Annotated in this window: 14 protein-coding genes; 10 read left to right on the top strand and 4 right to left on the bottom strand. The window is 67.1% G+C overall.

Annotated elements, in window-relative coordinates; genetic code table 11:
* The first annotated feature begins 10 nt into the window (after window positions 1–10).
* Genes QF050_RS01335 through QF050_RS01325 form a run of 3 tightly spaced genes read left to right on the top strand, consistent with a single transcriptional unit; the run spans window position 11 to window position 3965 of the window.
* On the top strand, window positions 11–1438 hold the full coding sequence (locus tag QF050_RS01335) for an aldehyde dehydrogenase family protein (protein ID WP_308928802.1): 1428 nt from the start codon (window positions 11–13) through the stop codon (window positions 1436–1438).
* Window positions 1435–2967 (top strand): D-glycero-beta-D-manno-heptose 1-phosphate adenylyltransferase, encoded by a 1533-nt coding sequence (rfaE2, locus tag QF050_RS01330; RefSeq protein WP_308928801.1) that lies wholly within the window; start codon window positions 1435–1437, stop codon window positions 2965–2967. Before QF050_RS01335 ends, rfaE2 begins: the two co-directional genes overlap by 4 nt.
* 32 nt (window positions 2968–2999) lie before the next feature.
* Complete coding sequence (locus tag QF050_RS01325; RefSeq protein WP_308928800.1) at window positions 3000–3965, top strand: fused MFS/spermidine synthase; 966 nt, start codon at window positions 3000–3002, stop codon at window positions 3963–3965.
* A 9-nt stretch (window positions 3966–3974) separates the two neighbouring features.
* Here QF050_RS01325 and QF050_RS01320 read toward each other — a convergent pair whose 3' ends face one another.
* Window positions 3975–4868, bottom strand: coding sequence for a LysR family transcriptional regulator (locus tag QF050_RS01320; RefSeq protein ID WP_308928799.1), 894 nt, complete (start codon window positions 4866–4868; stop codon window positions 3975–3977).
* Window positions 4869–4996: 128 nt separating this feature from the next.
* Between QF050_RS01320 and QF050_RS01315 the strand changes: the two genes are divergently transcribed.
* Window positions 4997–6376 (top strand): MFS transporter, encoded by a 1380-nt coding sequence (locus tag QF050_RS01315; RefSeq protein ID WP_308928798.1) that lies wholly within the window; start codon window positions 4997–4999, stop codon window positions 6374–6376.
* A gap of 64 nt (window positions 6377–6440) precedes the next feature.
* Window positions 6441–7190 (top strand): 3-hydroxybutyrate dehydrogenase, encoded by a 750-nt coding sequence (locus QF050_RS01310; RefSeq protein WP_308928797.1) that lies wholly within the window; start codon window positions 6441–6443, stop codon window positions 7188–7190.
* Window positions 7191–7197: 7 nt separating this feature from the next.
* Here the strand turns inward: QF050_RS01310 and QF050_RS01305 are convergent, their stop codons facing one another.
* On the bottom strand, window positions 7198–7461 hold the full coding sequence (locus QF050_RS01305) for a hypothetical protein (RefSeq protein WP_308928796.1): 264 nt from the start codon (window positions 7459–7461) through the stop codon (window positions 7198–7200).
* Window positions 7462–7673: 212 nt separating this feature from the next.
* Window positions 7674–8051, bottom strand: coding sequence for a helix-turn-helix domain-containing protein (locus tag QF050_RS01300; RefSeq protein ID WP_308928795.1), 378 nt, complete (start codon window positions 8049–8051; stop codon window positions 7674–7676).
* Between the two features lie 122 nt (window positions 8052–8173).
* Here QF050_RS01300 and QF050_RS01295 point away from each other — a divergent pair, with 122 nt between their 5' ends.
* A complete protein-coding gene (locus QF050_RS01295) occupies window positions 8174–9037 on the top strand; it encodes an SDR family oxidoreductase (RefSeq protein ID WP_308928794.1) in 864 nt (287 codons plus the stop codon).
* A gap of 66 nt (window positions 9038–9103) precedes the next feature.
* Here the strand turns inward: QF050_RS01295 and QF050_RS01290 are convergent, their stop codons facing one another.
* Window positions 9104–10591 (bottom strand): amino acid permease, encoded by a 1488-nt coding sequence (locus tag QF050_RS01290; protein WP_308928793.1) that lies wholly within the window; start codon window positions 10589–10591, stop codon window positions 9104–9106.
* A gap of 340 nt (window positions 10592–10931) precedes the next feature.
* On the opposite strand from QF050_RS01290, the gene QF050_RS01285 reads away from it, so the two are divergent.
* The 4 genes from QF050_RS01285 to hutH all read left to right on the top strand — a co-directional run bounded on the left by QF050_RS01285 (window position 10932) and on the right by hutH (window position 17226).
* Complete coding sequence (locus QF050_RS01285; RefSeq protein ID WP_308928792.1) at window positions 10932–12689, top strand: DUF222 domain-containing protein; 1758 nt, start codon at window positions 10932–10934, stop codon at window positions 12687–12689.
* 125 nt (window positions 12690–12814) lie between these two features.
* Entirely contained in the window at window positions 12815–13642 is an 828-nt protein-coding gene (locus tag QF050_RS01280) for an IclR family transcriptional regulator (protein WP_308928791.1), read from the top strand.
* Between the two features lie 207 nt (window positions 13643–13849).
* Window positions 13850–15547: a urocanate hydratase gene (locus QF050_RS01275; protein ID WP_308928790.1), complete on the top strand. Its 1698-nt coding sequence runs from the start codon at window positions 13850–13852 to the stop codon at window positions 15545–15547.
* Window positions 15548–15621: 74 nt separating this feature from the next.
* Window positions 15622–17226 carry a histidine ammonia-lyase gene (gene hutH, locus QF050_RS01270; RefSeq protein WP_308928789.1) on the top strand — a complete coding sequence of 535 codons (1605 nt, stop codon included), beginning with the start codon at window positions 15622–15624 and terminating at the stop codon, window positions 17224–17226.
* The last annotated feature ends 142 nt before the right edge of the window (window positions 17227–17368 follow it).

Below are 17368 nucleotides of genomic sequence, written 5' to 3'. Positions count from 1 at the left end.
GAGGAACACCATGTCCACCACAGCCACCGAAACAACCCCGGGCAGCGAAACCACCGGGGGCGCCGGCATCACCATCCAGGATCCCCGTACCGGTGAGGTGCTCTGGACGGTGCCCGAAGCGGGGCCGGAGGAAGTAGACCATGCCATCACCGTGGCCCGCAGCGCGGCCCCCGGATGGGCAGCTGCTGCTCCAGCTGAGCGGGGCGCCGCGCTCCGCGCCGCCGCCAAGGCGCTCGAGGCCGCCGCCCAGGAACTCGCCGGGCTTAACGCCAGCGAAACCGGCCGCCCGGTGGACGAGGCCCTGGCCGGCATTTCCGCCGCCGTCTCCACTTTGGAGCAGTACGCGGAGCTGGCCCCCGTCCACCGCGGCCACAGCCTGCGGGGCAACCGGCTGGCCACCGATTACACCGTGGCCGAACCGCGCGGCGTTGCAGTCCTCCTCACGCCCTGGAACGACCCCGTGGCAGTCGCCTGCGGCCTGATCGGCGCCGCCCTGGTGACCGGAAACGCCGTCGTGCACAAACCCAGTGAACGCTGCCCGCGCCTGGGGGAAGCGCTGGGCGAAGTGCTCGCGCCGGCCTTCCCGCCCGGCGTCTTCCTCACCATCTCCGGTGGCGCCGGGGTGGGCGCGCTGCTCGCCCAGGCCGATGTGGACGTGATCGCCCATGTGGGCTCCAGCGCTTCCGGCGCCCGGATCGCCAGGGCCGGCGCACTGACCGGGGCGCACGTCATCCGGGAAAACGGCGGGAACGATCCACTGCTGGTGGACCGCGACGTCGACCCGGCCTGGGCGGCCGAACAGGCTGCGATCGGCGCCTTCAGCAACAGCGGCCAGATCTGCACGGCCGTGGAGCGTATCTACGTCCACAAGGACATCGCCGACCAGTTCTGCAGTGCCCTGGAAGCCGAGGCCGCGCTCCGGAACGGCAACGGCACCGTGGCGCCGCTCGTGGACCAGCGGATGCGTGAGGGCGTTCACGCACACGTGTTCGGCGCCCTGGCCCAGGGCGCCCGGGCCGTGGAGGGTGGAGACCTTCCGGACGGGCCGGGCTCCTTCTACCCCGCCACCGTCCTGCTCGACTGCACCGACGATATGCAGGTGATGACGGAGGAGACGTTCGGCCCGGTGGCCCCGGTGCAGGTAGTCGAATCGTTCGACGACGGCCTGCGCCTTGCGTGCAGCGGCAAGTACGGCCTCGCGGCCACAGTCCTGAGCGCCAACCTTGCGCACATCCAGCAGGCGGTCGCGGCACTGCCGGTGGGAACCGTGAAAGTCAACGAGGTATTCGGCGGTGCTCCCGGAGGTGCCGCCCAGCCGCGCGGCGGGAGCGGCCACGGATTTGGCTACGGCCCGGAACTGCTGGACGAGTTCACGCAGGTCAAAGTGGTGCACATCGCCGCGCCACCGTCAGCCGCTGCTGAACGGGACCGGCCATGAACGGATTCCGGGAACCGTCCGACCTCTCCACCCAGCGGGCGCTGTCCGAGTGGCTGCCCGGCAGGCTTGCTGCCGAACAGCCGCCCATCCTGGTCATCGGCGACGTAATCCTGGACGGCTGGTGGAACGGCAGCATCGAACGGCTCTGCCGGGAAGCCCCCGCGCCCGTGGTGGATATCCGGACCCGCGAATCGGTTCCGGGCGGAGCAGCGAATACGGCCATGAACCTGGCCGCCCTGGGCGCCAGGGTATCCGTGGCCGGAATTATCGGGGCCGACGACGCCGGAGAGCGCCTGCGCAGCCAACTTGCCGCGGCCGGCATCGACGTCCGGCACCTCCACGTCCATCCGGACATGGTCACCACCACCAAGATCAGGATCAGCAGCGGCGGCCAGGTGATGCTGCGCCTCGACGACTCGGCCCGGACTGTCCCGGACGACGCCATCGCCGCGCTCGCCGCCTCGGTGCGTGCCGCCGTCGAACGCCAGGATGCCGTGCTGGTGTGCGACTACGGCACCGGCGTGGTGGCGGGCCCGGTCCGCCCGGCGCTGGCAGATGCGCTGGGAAGGCGCGCGGGGCGCGCCGACCGCCCGCTGGTGGTGGTGGACGCCCACGATCCCCGCCCTTGGGCCGCTCTACAGCCTGACCTGGTGACGCCGAATGCACAGGAGGCGGCGCGCCTGCTGGACCGGAAGCTGCCGGAGGGCCAGGGCAGGGTGGACGCCGTGGCGGCGGAGTCGGCCGTGCTCCTGGAAAGGACCGGTTCCGGCGGGGTAGTAGTGACCCTGGACCGGGACGGCACCGTCCTGTTGACCGGCGACGGCGTCAGTCACCGGACCTGGGCCCGGCCGGCAGCCGAGAAGCAGGCATCCGGGGCGGGCGATACGTTCGTCGCAGCCCTGACGTTGGCCCGCGCGGCCGGGCTGCCGCTGACGGCCAGCCTGGACCTCGCCCAGTCCGCTGCCGACGTCGTGGTCCACCAGCCCGGAACGTCGGTGTGCAGCACCGCCCAGCTCAGCCGGTACCTCAAGGCGTTCGCGGATGCGGCGCTGGGTGAGGACGAGTTGGAGCGGCAGCTGGAGCTGCACCGGGCCCAGGGCCAGCGGATCGTGCTGACGAATGGCTGTTTCGACGTACTGCACAGCGGCCACACCCGCTACCTTAACCAGGCCAAGCAGCTGGGCGACATCCTGGTGGTGGCGCTCAACAGCGACGAATCCGTGCGCCGCCTCAAGGGCGCGGGCAGGCCCATCAACAGCGTGGCCGACCGGGCCGCCGTGGTGGCCGCGCTGAGCTGCGTGGACTACGTGACGGTGTTCGATACGCCAACAGCCGTCCCGCTGATCCGGCGCCTGCGGCCGGAAGTGTACGCCAAGGGAGGTGACTACACGCCCGGGATGCTGGCGGAAACTCCAGCGGTGGAGGAGTGCGGCGGCCGTGTTGCCATTCTCGACTACGTGGCCGAACGGTCCACCACCGCCGTGGTGAACCGGATCCGGGACGGTGAAGGGGCAGTGCCAAGCAACTAGGGTTGAACCATGACTGAAGGCGGGCGCCGGTAATGGCCAAACGTGCAAAGCCGGGAGGCCGCGGCCGGTCCGGAGCAGGCGTGGTGGAGGTGCCGAAGGGTGCGGCGCCGGACGGTCCCGTGGAAGGCGTGTATTACATTGACACCGGGGACTGCGAGCTGATCGCGGACCAGGACAACTCCACCGGGTGGCTGCTGAAGATTAACGGTGTCATGAGCTCGCACATCGACCTCGCCGACCCCCTGTTCCTGGACTTTGAGTACATGCGCTGGATGGCGGCGCTCATTGAGTCCCGCTGGCCGCCGTCCTCCACGGCCGCAGCTCCTGGCGGGACCGCGCACAAGCTCCGCGGCCTGCACCTGGGCGGAGGCGCGTGCTCCATGGCGCGCTATTTCTCCGCCGCCTACCCCGACGCCCGGCAGGTGGTGGTGGAACTGGACGGCAAGCTCGCCGAATACGTGCGCGGCTGGTTCGACCTTCCCAAGGCACCCCTGCTCCGTATTCGGGTGGGGGAGGCCCGGGCCGTGACCGAAACCCTCACGGAGCACACCCGGGACTTCATCATCCGCGATGTCTTCGCCGGGGCCTTCACCCCACGGCCGCTTACCACCGCCGAATTCACCGCCCACGCCAAGCGGGTCCTGGCTCCGGGCGGCCTGTACGTGGCCAACTCGGGGGACGCGCCCGACCTCAAGAACGCGCGGGAGGATGCCGCCACCATCGCCGCAGCCTTCAAACACACGGTGATCATTGCCGACCCCGCCATGCTGAAGGGCCGGCGCTACGGCAACATGGTCATGGCCGGCAGCGACGTGCCGTTCGGCGGCGATCCCCAGCTGCGGCGCCGGCTCCTGGGCGGTGCCGTCCCCGCCCATCTCTGGGATGACGCCCAGGTCCGGGCCTTCGCCGCCGGGGCACCGGTCCGCCACGACCCTCCCCACCCGCACCCTAACCTCGCAAGCTCGGCCAGGGAACCCGGCGGGCGTGGGCCCACGTAGTTATCGTCTTCAGCGGCCCAGGAGGGCGCCGCGGTGCTCGTCCATCCGCTCGCGAAGGGCCTGCACGACGGCGGCCACGGCCGGCCGGCGGAGCGAGTCCGGGCGCAGGACCATCCAGTAAGGCAGCAGCTCACCGATTTGATCGGGCAACAGCCGGACCAGGTCGTCATGGAGATCGCCCATGAAGCACGGCAGGAATCCGACGCCGGCGCCGGCCCGGGTGGCCTCCACATGGACGAACACGTTCGTGGAGGTCAGGCCCTCGCGCATGGCCGGAACCAGCCGCCGCGGCGCATCGAGATCGTCCACCTGGAGCATCGAATCCACGAAATAGACCAGGGGATGCTCATTAAGTTCCGCCACGGTGGCCGGGACGCCGTGTTCGGCGAGGTAAGCGCGGGAGGCGTACATTCCCAGCCGGTATTCGCCCAACCGGACGGCCTCCGCGCGGTGTACCTGCGGCTCGCCCACCACCACCTCGATGTCCAGCCCGGAGCGCTGCTGCAGTGCCCGGCGGGTCATGGTCACCACCTCCACGCTCAGGCCCGGATGGTCCCGGCGCAGCCGAGCCACAGCCGGGGCCGCAATGTAGGCACTAAAGCCGTCGGTAGCAGTCATGCGGACGACGCCGGTAATCGGGTCGGGTGCCTGGCCGGCCGGTCCCAGCGTGCCCAGCACCGCTTCGACCTGTTCCGCCGCGTGCACCGCCCGTTCGCCCAGTTCCGTGAGTTCCCAGCCGCCGGAGGCGCGGGACAGCACCCTGCCGCCGAGCGATTTCTCCAGTGCGGCGATCCTGCGCGAGACGGTGGTGTGGTTCAAACCGAGGGCTTGGGCCGCCGTCGTGAATTTTGCTGAGCGGGACACCGCCAGGAGGATCAGCAGGTCGTCGGGGTGCGCGTTCATATCTGCAATTGTGCACATGCCGGGTGCCTCTTTGGGCATTGAACTGCAAAAGTTTGTGCAGTAATACTCATCTGAGTCACTTGTGCTGGAGATCACAGCACGTGTCAATGTGGACACTGAGGAGAACCATGAGCGTTGAGCACAGCCAGGCAAACGAAGCCAGGTATGCACCCAAAGGATCGGGACTGAAGAAAATCGTTGCCGCCTCCATGGTGGGGACGGTGGTGGAGTGGTACGAGTTCTTCTTGTACGCCACCGCCGCCACCTTGGTCTTTGGCAAGTACTTCTTCCCGTCTACCGGCAATGACCTGGACGGAATCATCCAAGCCTTCCTGACCTACGCGGTGGGCTTCATTGCCCGGCCGCTGGGCGGCATCGTCTTCGGCCAGATCGGCGACAAGCTCGGCCGCAAGCCCACTCTGCAGCTGACGATCGTCATCATCGGCGTGTCCACCTTCCTGATGGGCTGCCTCCCCGGCTTCGCCGACATCGGATACCTGGCCCCCGCCCTGCTGGTGGCGCTCCGGTTCATCCAGGGCTTCGCACTCGGCGGTGAATGGGGCGGCGCCGTCCTCCTCGTGGCCGAACACAGCCCGAACAAGACCCGCGCCTTCTGGTCCAGCTGGCCCCAGGCCGCGGTCCCGGTGGGCAATCTGCTGGCCACCCTGGTGCTCTACATCATGTCCACCACCCTTAGCAGCGAGGCGTTCCTCGGCTGGGGCTGGCGCGTGGCCTTCTGGCTCTCCGCAGTGATCGTCTTTGTGGGCTACTACATCCGCACCAACGTCAGCGAGTCACCCATCTTCCTCGAAGCCAAAGAACTGGTGGAGAAGGAACAGGCCGTCAGCTATGGCGTGTTCGAAGTTGTCCGCAAGTACCCCAAGGGCATCTTCCAGGCCATGGGCCTGCGGTTCGCGGAAAACATCATGTACTACCTGGTTGTCAGCTTCGCGATCGTCTACCTCAAGAGCGTGCACAAGTACGACACCTCGTCGCTGCTGCTGGCACTGCTGATCGCGCACGTCATCCACTTCGCGATCATCCCGCAGTACGGCCGCCTGGCGGACCGGATCGGCCGCAAGCCCGTCTACCTGGCCGGCGCCATCCTCGGTGCCACCTGGCCGTTCTTCGCCTTCCCCATGTTCGATACCCGCAACGCCGTGGTCATTGTCCTCGCCGTCACTATCGGCCTGTGCCTGCACGGCCTGATGTACGCCGGACAGCCGGCCATCATGGCGGAAATGTTCCCCACCCGCATGCGGTACTCCGGCGCGTCCCTCGGCTCGCAGGTCACGTCCATCTTTGCCGGCTCACTGGCGCCGCTCCTGGCCACCCAGTGGCTGAAGGACACCGGCTCATGGCTGCCGACGGCCATCTACCTGGTCATCGCCTGCGCCATCACCACGGTGGCCGTGCTGAGCCTGAAGGAAACCAAGGGGATCGCCCTGGAGGACGTGGACAAGGAAGACGCCACCCGCGAAGGACTGCTTCCGGCCGGCCGCCGCTAAGCTGCTGGAGCCGTTGGAGCCGTTGGAGCCGTTGGACCGTTTGGGCGGATGAAGGAGAACTGCAATGGATAACACGTTGAATGGACGCAAGGCGCTGGTCACCGGCGGTGCCAGCGGAATCGGAGCCGCATGCGTGCGTGCCCTCGCGGCCCAAGGGGCGAAAGTGGTGGTGGCCGACGTCGACTCCGCCGCAGCTGCCAAGCTCGCCGACGAGGTGGGCGGCACCGCGTGGGCCGTAGACCTCCTGGACGTGGATGCCCTGGCCACCCTCAACCTCGATGTGGACATCCTGGTGAACAACGCTGGAATCCAGCGCATCAATCCCATTGAGGACTTCGATCCGGCGGACTTCCGCAGGATCATCACCCTGATGCTGGAGGCGCCGTTCCTGCTGGTCCGTGCCGCACTGCCGCACATGTACGCCAACAAGTTTGGCCGCATCATCAACGTGTCCTCGGTGCACGGTATCCGGGCCTCCCCGTTCAAGAGCGCATATGTATCTGCCAAGCACGGCCTGGAAGGGCTGAGCAAGGTGACGGCGCTGGAAGGCGGGGAGCACGGGGTTACCTCCAACTGCGTGAACCCGGGCTACGTGCGCACACCGCTGGTGGAGAAGCAGATTGCGGACCAGGCCCAGGTGCACGGGATCGACGAGTCTGAGGTCCTGGCCAAGGTGATGCTCACCGAATCGGCCATCAAGCGCCTGGTGGAGCCGGATGAAGTGGCGTCCCTGGTGGCGTGGCTGGCATCAGAGAGTGCCGGCATGGTTACGGGTGCCAGCTACACCATGGACGGTGGCTGGTCCGCGCGGTAGCTCCCCGCTAGTCCAGCGGTTTGACCACCCTGTGGTCATAGAAGTACACCCCGTAGGTGGTTTTCAGTCCCACCGACCGGCGGTCTTGCCATACGACGACCCCTTCGCGCCTGCCGTTGAAGGGGTCGTCGCCAATTACGGTGTCGCCCACCCGGTACGGGCACCGCGGGCTGACCGCCCCCATGGTCCGGTGCCATACTTTCGTGAGGGCATCGCCCAGGCTGACGGGCCGGCCCATGCCGGAAAGGTCCTGTACGTAGCCCTTGGCCATGTGACCCACTCCTTCAGGCGGCAACCGGCCGCCCGCTAACGGTGTTGGTCGGCGAAACGCTCCCAGCAGAGGATGGTCCTCCCGTTCGGGCCGCCACCGTACGCCCACGCTAGGCGCTATTCACATCAGCAACACCAGTAACAAGTACTTGTTTCGCGCGGCTGGGACTACTTACGGGCCGCCCGGCGCATCCTGCGGCGGCCCCGAATGCATCAGCGGCTTCCGTTGATGATGTCCTCGGCGTTCTCGAATGCCCACGCCACCAACGGCACCAGGAGCCCGCTCAACTCATAGCCCCGCTCGGTGAGGCTGTAGTCCACCCGGGGCGGAATGACCGGCTGGGCGTTCCTGCTGACAAGGCCGTCCCGCTCGAGCGTCTTCAAGGTCTGTGCCAGCATCTTCTCGCTGATGCCCTCGGCCCGCCGCCGCAAATCACTCCAGCGCTGCTCACCTTCGGACAGGGCGATCAGGATCAGGACGCCCCACTTGCTGGTGATGTGGTCCAGCAGGGACCTGCTGGGGCAGCCGGCCGGGAACACGCCGTCGGCAAAAGCGAGGGGCAGGGGAACGGCGTGCGGAACAGCTTCCATGCCTACAAGCTTACCTAAAGGTCAGTACCTTACTTCAAAGTGCGTACTCTCTTTGGGGAAGTATTCCAGTTGGGCCGTGGTTGTGCTCCTCGACAGATCAAAATTCCTCGAAAGGATCCATTGTGAGCATTGTTGTTACAGGCGCCACCGGCCAACTGGGCCAGCACGTCATCGAAGCCCTCCTGGAGCGCGGCGTGCCCGCCGGCGGGATTGTGGCAGCCGGCCGTTCCGTTGGGAAGCTGGCCGGCTACGCAGCGCGCGGTGTCAACGTCCAGGCCATGGACTACGCCGATGCCGCGTCCGTCGCCGCCGCACTCAAGGGGGCAACGCGGGTGCTGCTGATCTCCGGCAGCGAAGTGGGCCAGCGCGTCGAACAGCACCGTACCGTCATCGAGGCAGCCCGGGCTGAAGGCGTGGAACTGCTGGCATACACCAGCATCGCCAACGCGGACACCACCGGCATGCTGCTGGCCGGTGAGCACAAGGCCACCGAGGCCCTTCTGCGCGAGTCCGGGGTTCCCTTCGTGCTGCTCCGCAATGGCTGGTACCTGGAAAACTACACGGAGCAGTTGCCCGGAACGCTCGCCCAGGGTGCGGTCGCGGGCAGCGCCGGGGACGGCAAGGTCAGCGGTGCTGCGCGGGTGGACTACGCCCACGCCGCCGCAGCGGTCCTGGTGGCCGAGGGCCAGGCCGGCAAGATCTACGAGTTGGGCGGCGATGAAGCCTTCAGCATGGCCGACCTCGCCGCGGAGATCAGCGCCGCCACGGGCAGGGCCATCACCTACAACGACCTCCCCGCCAAGGACTACGCCGGCCTGCTCACCTCCGTTGGGGTGCCGGAGGCGTTCGCCGAAATCCTTGCGGACTCGGACCTCGGCATCGCCCGCGGTGATCTCCTGGTCAGCACCGGTGACCTCGGGAAGCTCATTGGGCGTCCGACGACGTCGCTCGCCCAAGCAGTACGGTCCGCGGCGGCTACGGCGTAAGGCAGCGGAAGAGGAAGGTGTCCGGTCCCTTGTGGGGCCGGGCACCTTGCTGTGAACGGGCTTCTATTAATTGTTGTGGGCGGCCCCGACCACCGGCAGCGGCGACGTTTCGTCCTCAAGGTGGGCCCGGCGTCGTCCGTCCCCCTTGACCCACAGCCGATACGCCAGGACAAGCAGCCCGAGCCAGGCTGCGCCCACGTAAAGGGCCACCCGGGTGTCCTCGAAGGCGCCCAGGATGGCGATCACCAGCGCCATGAAAGCGATGGTGAGGACTGAAGCGGCGGGCCACCACGGTGAGGGAAATTCCGACGCCGGCAGGCCGTTCCGCGCGATTTCCCGCTTCATTGCCACGTGGGACGCCAGGATCATCACCCAGACCCACACGGTGGCAAAGGTGGCAATCGAGGCGATGACCAGGAACACGTCCTCCGGAATGACCGCGTTGAGGACCACGCCCACCAGCAGGATCCCGGCCATCATGACCACCGTCATCCAAGGGACGCCGTGGCGCGAGACCTTGCCGAAAGCTGCCGGCGCCTGCCCTTGGTTGGACAGTCCAAAGAGGATGCGGCCGGCGCCGAAAATGTCGCTGTTGATGGCGGAGAGTGCGGCGGTGATCACCACGGCGTTGAGGATGTGGGGCGCAGCGGGAATGCCCAGGCCGCTGAAGATCTGGACGAACGGGCTGCCGTTGCTGCCCACCTGGTCCCACGGGAAAAGGCTCATGAGGACGCCCAGCGTCAGGACGTAGAAGAGCAGAACGCGGACCGGGACGGTGTTGACGGCCTTGGGGATGACCTTCTTGGGGTCTGCCGCTTCACCTGCCGTGATGCCCAGGGTCTCGACCCCGCCGAAGGCGAACATCACTACGGCGAAGGACGCCAGCAGGCCTTCGAAGCCGTTCGGGAACAGGCCGCCGTGGTCAACCAGGTTGCCCAGGCCCGGCGCCACGGTGGAGCCGCCGGCCTGGAATCCGAACATGATGATCGCGGCGCCGCCTGCAATCATGGCGATGATTGCCGCGACCTTGATCAGGGAGAACCAGAATTCGAGTTCGCCGAAGACCTTGACGCTGAGCAGGTTCAATGCCGCCAGGAAGCAGATGACGGCCAGGACCCAGATCCAGCGGTCCACCTGAGGGAACCAGAAGCCCATGTAGATACTGAAGGCGGTGACGTCGGCGATGGCAACGATGGCCATCTCGAAGACGTACGTCCATCCGGTCACGAAGCCGGCGAGGGGTCCGAGGTATCGTCCCGCGTACTGGCTGAAGGAACCGGACACCGGGTGCCGTACCGCCATCTCTCCGAGGGCGCGCATCACCATGAACACCGCGGCACCGCCGATGATGTAGGCCAGCAGGACGGCTGGGCCCGCCTTCTGGATTGCGGATGCGGAGCCGTAGAAGAGGCCGGTGCCGATGGCGGAGCCCAGGGCCATGAAGCGGATGTGCCGCACGTTCAGGCCGCGGTTGAGGACGCGTCCGGCGGTGTCCGCCGGCTTCTGCTGGTCCGCCGGACTGTCGATCCGGGTTGGGGTTGGAGCTGGTTGCATGCAATTACCTTCTCGTCATTGGGAGGGGAGCCGCTAACCAGCAGACCATTTTCGGAGGCACCGTGATGAGGCTCACGGCGGGTTGCTGTCTTCGGTTCCAGACTGTTGGGGCAGCGTTTGGGGTGTGGGGAGGAGTTTGGCGCTGTGCACATTCCTTTGCGCGCCGGGTATTTCTGGTGCGTCAGGGATTCTGGGCAGCGAGGTTGCGTACGACGCCGGCACGCAGCTTCGTGGGTCAGGGACCTTGGGCGGATGGGAGCGTTTATACGTGTCGGCTTGGCCGCCAACCCGCGACGACGCCTCGGCTTTGAATGTCAGACCCTGGTTGGATGATGTTTTTATGGGGATTGGTACGGATTTGGCGGTGGTGATGGAGGGTGTTCGTGCCTCTGTTGCGGCGCTGGATGTGCTGGTTCTGGAGGACGCTGCCTTGGAGGGGGCACCGCTGGAGGGTGCCGCGCTTAGCCCTGCCAACGCTGGGGCTAGTGCTGGTGCTGGGCCCGGTGCTGGTGCTGGTGTTGGTTTTGAAGCCGGTACTGGTGTTGATGTGTTGGCGCGGCGGTATGAGCTGTGCCTGAAACGCTTGGATGTTGTGGCCCGGTTGGAGGCGCAGCTCGCGGCGGTGAAGGCGCTGGACGTGGCGGAGTGCGTCGGGTTGCAGCTGGCCATGACCCCGCCCGAGGCCCCGGTGGATGAGCGCACGTTCGCGGAGATCTCCGCGGTGGAGGAGATCGCCGGGGTCCTGACCATCAGTTCCGGGGCGGCGGGGGCCTTGGTAGGGCAGGCACGGCGGGTCTGTTCCCTGCCGCCGCTGATGGACTCTCTGGCCGCAGGTGCAGTGTCTTGGCAGCACGCGAAGGTCATTGCCGATGAGACTGAGGGCCTCACCCCCGCAGGTGCTGCCGGGCTGGTGGCACATTTCTTCGACCCCGAAGCGCCCAACCCCGCCAGAGGCGCCGCACCCGGTGAACTCGTGCCCTCCCGGTTCCGGGCCAAGGTCCGCGCCTGGCGGGAACGCCACCACCCCGAAACCCTGGAGAAACGCCACGCCAAGGGGGTGGCGGACCGGCGGATGGACTACACCCCGGACCGGGACGGCATGGGCTGGATCTCGCTCCACCTTCCTGGCGATACCGCGTGCGCCATCTGGAACCGCAGCACCGCCACCGCCCGCGGTTTGCAGGGCCCTACGGAAGGGCGGACCCTCACCCAGCTCCGCGCCGACGTCGCCGCCTCCCTCCTCCTCGGCGCCGGAGCTGCTGCGGGTGAGGCTGTCGGAAATACGTGTGGCATTGGCAAGGTTCCCGTTCCTCGGGCGGATGTCCTGGTCATGGTGCCGGTGTTTTCGCTGCTTGGCCTCACCGATGAACCCGCCGTGCTGGACGGGTTTGGGCCGATCCCGGCGTCAATGGCACGCAGGCTGGTCGCGGACGGGGCGGAATCGTTCTACCGGGTCCTGGTCGACCCCCGCGACGGGGCACCCCTGGACATCGGCCGCACCCGCTACCGGCTGCCCGAGACCATCAAGAAATGGATCCGGATGCGCGACGGGAAATGCACCTTCCCCGGCTGCAACAACCGCACCGCTGACAACGACACCGACCACCTCACCGCCTGGGAACACGGCGGCACCACCGGCGCCGGCAACCTGGGCCAGCTCTGCCCCAAGCACCACCGGCTCAAACACGCCCGCCCCTGGATACCAACCCCCGCAACAACAAACCAGCCACCCGGCTGGACCTCACCCACCGGACGCACCTACAAACCCGAACAACCAGACCGTGAACCAACCCACTGGCCGGCCTTGAGTGAGGCGTTCTGGGGTGCGACGTCGGAGGTGGAGCCAGGACAACAGGACCTGTATGTGCCTGCATACTTTGCCCTGCCCAGCGGCCACGCCAGTCAGGAGGAGCCGCCGTTGGCAGATACGCCACAGGTCCTGGAGGGGGCGGATCAGTGGGACATGCCGGCCACGGACGTCCCCTGCGACCCGGGTCCCTCCGAAAATGAGCTGCCAGCCGACCCCTTCCCGGAATGGGAGCTGTTCCTGGATTTCGATGAGCTGGAGTCAGCTGCCCCACGACGCTGGCATAGTTGAAATCGGGCAGGCGTCTGGTATCACAGACAGAAAACCTTAGGGACAGCACCGCCGCAAGGTCACGGAGGGCGCAAGCTTAAGTACGGGATACCGGACAGAGCTACCCAGAAAGACCCTTCCAGCCAATGAGCACTGCATTGAGCACCGAAGCCCAGGCGCCCCGCGCGGCGGTCAAGGCATCCTCAAAAGTCCCTGCTGCGGAAAACACCCTCCGCATCCTCAAGCTGCTGGCCTCCCGGCGCGGGCCGATGGCGGCCTCCCAGATCGCCTCCAGCCTTGACCTGCCCCGGTCCAGCGTCTACCACCTGCTGGGCGTCATGGAGGCGAACGGCTTCGTCCTCCACCTGCATGAGGAGCAACGCTACGGGCTGGGCATCAGCGCCTTCGAACTCAGTTCCGCCTATTCGAGGCAGGAGCCGTTGTCCCGGCTTGGCCGGCCGCTGCTTGCGAGTCTCGTGGATGCTCTCGGTGAAAGTGCGCACCTGGCCGTTCTGCACGGCCGTGATGTCCTGTACATCGTGGAGGAAAGGGCGAAGAACCGTCCGTCCCTGGTGACCGACGTCGGCGTCCGGCTTCCCAGCCACCTCACCGCCAGCGGACGAGCCATCCTTGCTGCGCTGCCCAAGTCGCAGGTGCGTGCGCTCTACCCGAACGCCGCCGCCTTCACTGCCCGGCATGAGGTGGTGGGGGCCATCATGAAGTACTCCGCGCTGTCCTCGCACCTGGACCAGGTCCGCCAGCGGGGGTACGCCACCGAACATGGCGAGGTGACTCCAGGTTTTGGTTCCATCGCTGCTGCTGTGACCGACCATCTGGGGTGGCCCACCGCCGCCGTTGCCGTCACCTTCCTTGAGGACAAGCTGCCCGCGGAGGAGTGGCCGGTCTTGGCCGCCCGCGTCCAGAAGGTGGCCGACGAACTCTCCGTCCGCCTCCATGGCCGGCCCGGAAAATAGCCGCCCCAAACGCGCGCATTGCCCTGTCAGTTTTGGTCCCCTCCAGCCCGATGGAGGACCAGGGCTGACAGGGCAAGACCGGATAACGGCCGTGTCTGCGATACCGGACAGTACCCCGTAAAAACCCCTGTGAAGCCCGTCCGCCAAGGGCTTTAGTTGATACAGAACTTCTTTCCCAACACAGACACCAACGAGAAGGAGCCCATCATGGCACCCGCCGATTTCACCACCGGTGCCCGCCCGGTCAAAGCAGCCCGCGGCACCGAGCTCACCGCAAAGTCCTGGCAGACCGAAGCGCCGCTGCGCATGCTCATGAACAATCTGGACCCCGAGGTCGCAGAACGCCCGGATGACCTCGTTGTCTACGGCGGCACGGGCCGCGCCGTCCGCTCCTGGGCGGCCTTCGACGCCATCACCCGGACCCTGGAAACCATGGAAAAGGACGAGACCCTGCTGGTCCAGTCCGGCAAGCCGGTCGGCGTGTTCCGCACCAACGAATGGGCCCCGCGCGTCCTGCTGGCCAACTCCAACCTCGTCGGCGACTGGGCCACGTGGCCCGAATTCCGCCGCCTCGAGGCCGAGGGCCTGATGATGTACGGCCAGATGACCGCCGGATCCTGGATCTACATCGGCACCCAAGGCATCCTCCAGGGCACCTTCGAGACCTTCGCCGCCATCGCCCGGAAACTCACCGGGGACGAGAACGGCACGCTCGCCGGAACCCTGACCCTCACCGGCGGCTGCGGCGGCATGGGCGGCGCCCAACCGCTCGCCGTCACCCTGAACGACGGCGCCTGCCTGATTGTCGACGTCGACGAGTCCCGCCTGCGCCGCCGCGCGGGCAAGCGCTACCTGGACGAGGTGGAAACGGATCTCGACGCCGCCATCGCCAAGGTCCTGGCGGCCAAGGAAGAACGCCGCGGCTGGTCCGTGGGCTACGTGGGCAACGCCGCCGAGGTTTTCCCCGAGATCCTGCGCCGCCACAAAGCCGGCGAACTCACCGTCGACATCGTCACGGACCAGACCTCGGCCCACGATCCGCTGAGCTACCTGCCCGAGGGCATCTCCGTGGACGAGTGGCACCGCGAGGCCGCCGCAGATCCGGAAGGCTTCACCAAGAAGGCCCAGGCATCGATGGCCCGGCACGTCCAGGCGATGGTGGAATTCCAGGACGCCGGCGCCGAGGTGTTCGATTACGGCAACTCCATCCGCGACGAGGCCCGCAAGGGCGGCTACACCCGGGCCTTCGAGTTCCCCGGATTCGTCCCGGCCTACATCCGGCCCCTGTTCTGCGAGGGGCTCGGCCCGTTCCGCTGGGTTGCACTCTCCGGGGACCCGGAGGACATCCGCGTCACGGACGAAGCCATCAAGGAGCTCTTCCCGGAGAACAAGCACCTGCACCGCTGGATCGACGCAGCCCAGGAACGCGTCGAATTCGAAGGCCTGCCGGCGCGCATCTGCTGGCTGGGTTACGGCGAACGCGCCAAAGCCGGACTACTGTTCAACCAGCTCGTAAAGGACGGCAAGGTCAAGGCCCCCATCGTGATCGGCCGTGACCACCTGGACTCCGGCTCCGTCGCCTCCCCGTACCGCGAAACCGAAGCCATGGCTGACGGCTCTGACGCGATCGCGGACTGGCCGCTCCTGAACGCCCTGCTCAACACCGCCTCGGGCGCCACCTGGGTCTCCCTGCACCACGGCGGCGGCGTAGGCATCGGCCGCTCCATCCACGCCGGCCAGGTCTCTGTCGCCGACGGCACCGACCTCGCCGCCCAGAAGCTCGAACGCCTGCTCACCAATGACCCCGGCATGGGCGTCATCCGCCACGCCGACGCCGGCTACGAACGCGCCCTCGACGTCGCCAAGGAGCGCGGCGTCCGCATCCCGATGAACGAATCCCGCTGATTGAGCCTGTCGAAATCCAGGTTTCGACGAGCTCAACCACCGCCGCAGGCTCCACCACCCAAAGTAGGAACACCATGACCCTTGCAACCCACCACACCACCCACTCACCGCTGACCGTCACCCTTGGCTCCGTCGGCGTCACGGCCGAGGACGTGCTCGCCGTCGCCCGCCACGACGCCAAGGTGACCATCGCCCCGGATGCCCTGGAAACCGTTGCCAAGGTCCGCGCCCACATCGATGACCTCGCGTCCAGCGATGTGCCGGCCTACGGCATCTCCACCGGGTTCGGTGCCCTGGCCAACCGCCACATCCCCAACGAACTGCGTACCCAGCTGCAGAAGTCCCTGATCCGCAGCCACGCTGCAGGCATGGGGCCGGCCGTGGAACGCGAAGTGGTGCGGGGCATTATGTTCCTGCGCGCCAAGACCCTCGCCTCCGGCCGCACCGGAGTCCGTCCCGTGGTGCTGCAGACCATGGTGGACGTCCTGAACGCCGGCATCACTCCGGTGGTCCGCGAATTTGGCTCGCTCGGTTGTTCAGGAGACCTGGCCCCGCTCTCGCACTGCGCCCTGGTGCTGATGGGTGAAGGCGAGGCAGAAGGGCCCGACGGCGTCACGTACGGCGGGCGGGGCGAGCGGACTGTCGCCGAGCTGCTTGCGCAACACGGCATCGAGCCGGTCACCCTTGCCGAGAAGGAAGGACTTGCACTGGTCAACGGCACCGAGGGCATGCTGGGCATGCTCCTGATGGCCATCGCCGACCTCCGCCAGCTGCTGGCGACGGCGGACATCACCGCCGCGCTCAGCGTCGAGGCACTGCTGGGCACCGACCAGGTGTTCCTGCCCGAATTGCACGCCGCGCTGCGCCCGCACCCCGGCCAGGCAGCCAGCGCCGACAACATGCTGCGCGTGCTGTCGAATTCGCCGATTGTCGCTTCCCACAAGGTGGGGGACTCCCGGGTGCAGGATGCCTACTCGCTCCGCTGCGCCCCGCAGGTTGCCGGTGCCGTCCGTGACACCGTTGACCATGCGGAACTCGTGGCAACCCGCGAACTTGCCGCAGCAATCGACAACCCGGTGGTCCTTCCCGACGGCCGCGTCAGCTCCAATGGCAACTTCCACGGTGCGCCCGTGGCGTACGTCCTGGACTACCTGGCCATCGCCGTCGCGGACCTCAGCTCCATCGCTGAACGCCGGACGGACCGGATGCTTGATCCCGCCCGGTCGCACGGACTTCCCGCCTTCCTGGCGTCGGATCCGGGCGTCGACTCGGGGCTGATGATTGCGCAGTACACCCAGGCAGGCCTGGTCTCGGACAACAAGCGGCTGGCAGTGCCGGCTTCGGTGGATTCGATTCCAAGCTCCGCCATGCAGGAGGACCACGTCTCCATGGGCTGGCACGCGGCACGGAAGCTGCGCAAGGCGGTGGAGAATCTCCGGCGGGTCCTGGCCATCGAACTGGTGACCTCTGCGCGCGCGCTGGACATCCGCACCCAGCTTTCCGGTGGCGAGCTCACTCCGGGCCCGGCGGGCACCGCCGTCGCGGCTGCCCTCCGCGCCGTGGTGGATGGCCCGGGAACGGACCGTTTCCTGTCGCCCGAACTCGAAGCGGCGGACCGGCTGGTTGCCTCCGGAGAGGTGCGACGGGCGGCCGAATCCGCCGTCGGCTCCCTGGCCTAAAACCGAAGGATCTTCAGTGCCTGCTGCGCTTCCGTCCAAAGGGCGGAATATCCGGCGTCACTGCCCATGGTGGGGTGCGGAGTGTAGTAGAACTGAAGATGTAGTGAAAGTCACATCAACGACGCTGTGGCAGCAGAACGAT

Source organism: Arthrobacter sp. SLBN-112 (assembly GCF_030944625.1).
Classification (GTDB): domain Bacteria; phylum Actinomycetota; class Actinomycetes; order Actinomycetales; family Micrococcaceae; genus Arthrobacter.
This window is presented reverse-complemented; position numbering and strand designations above follow the sequence as displayed.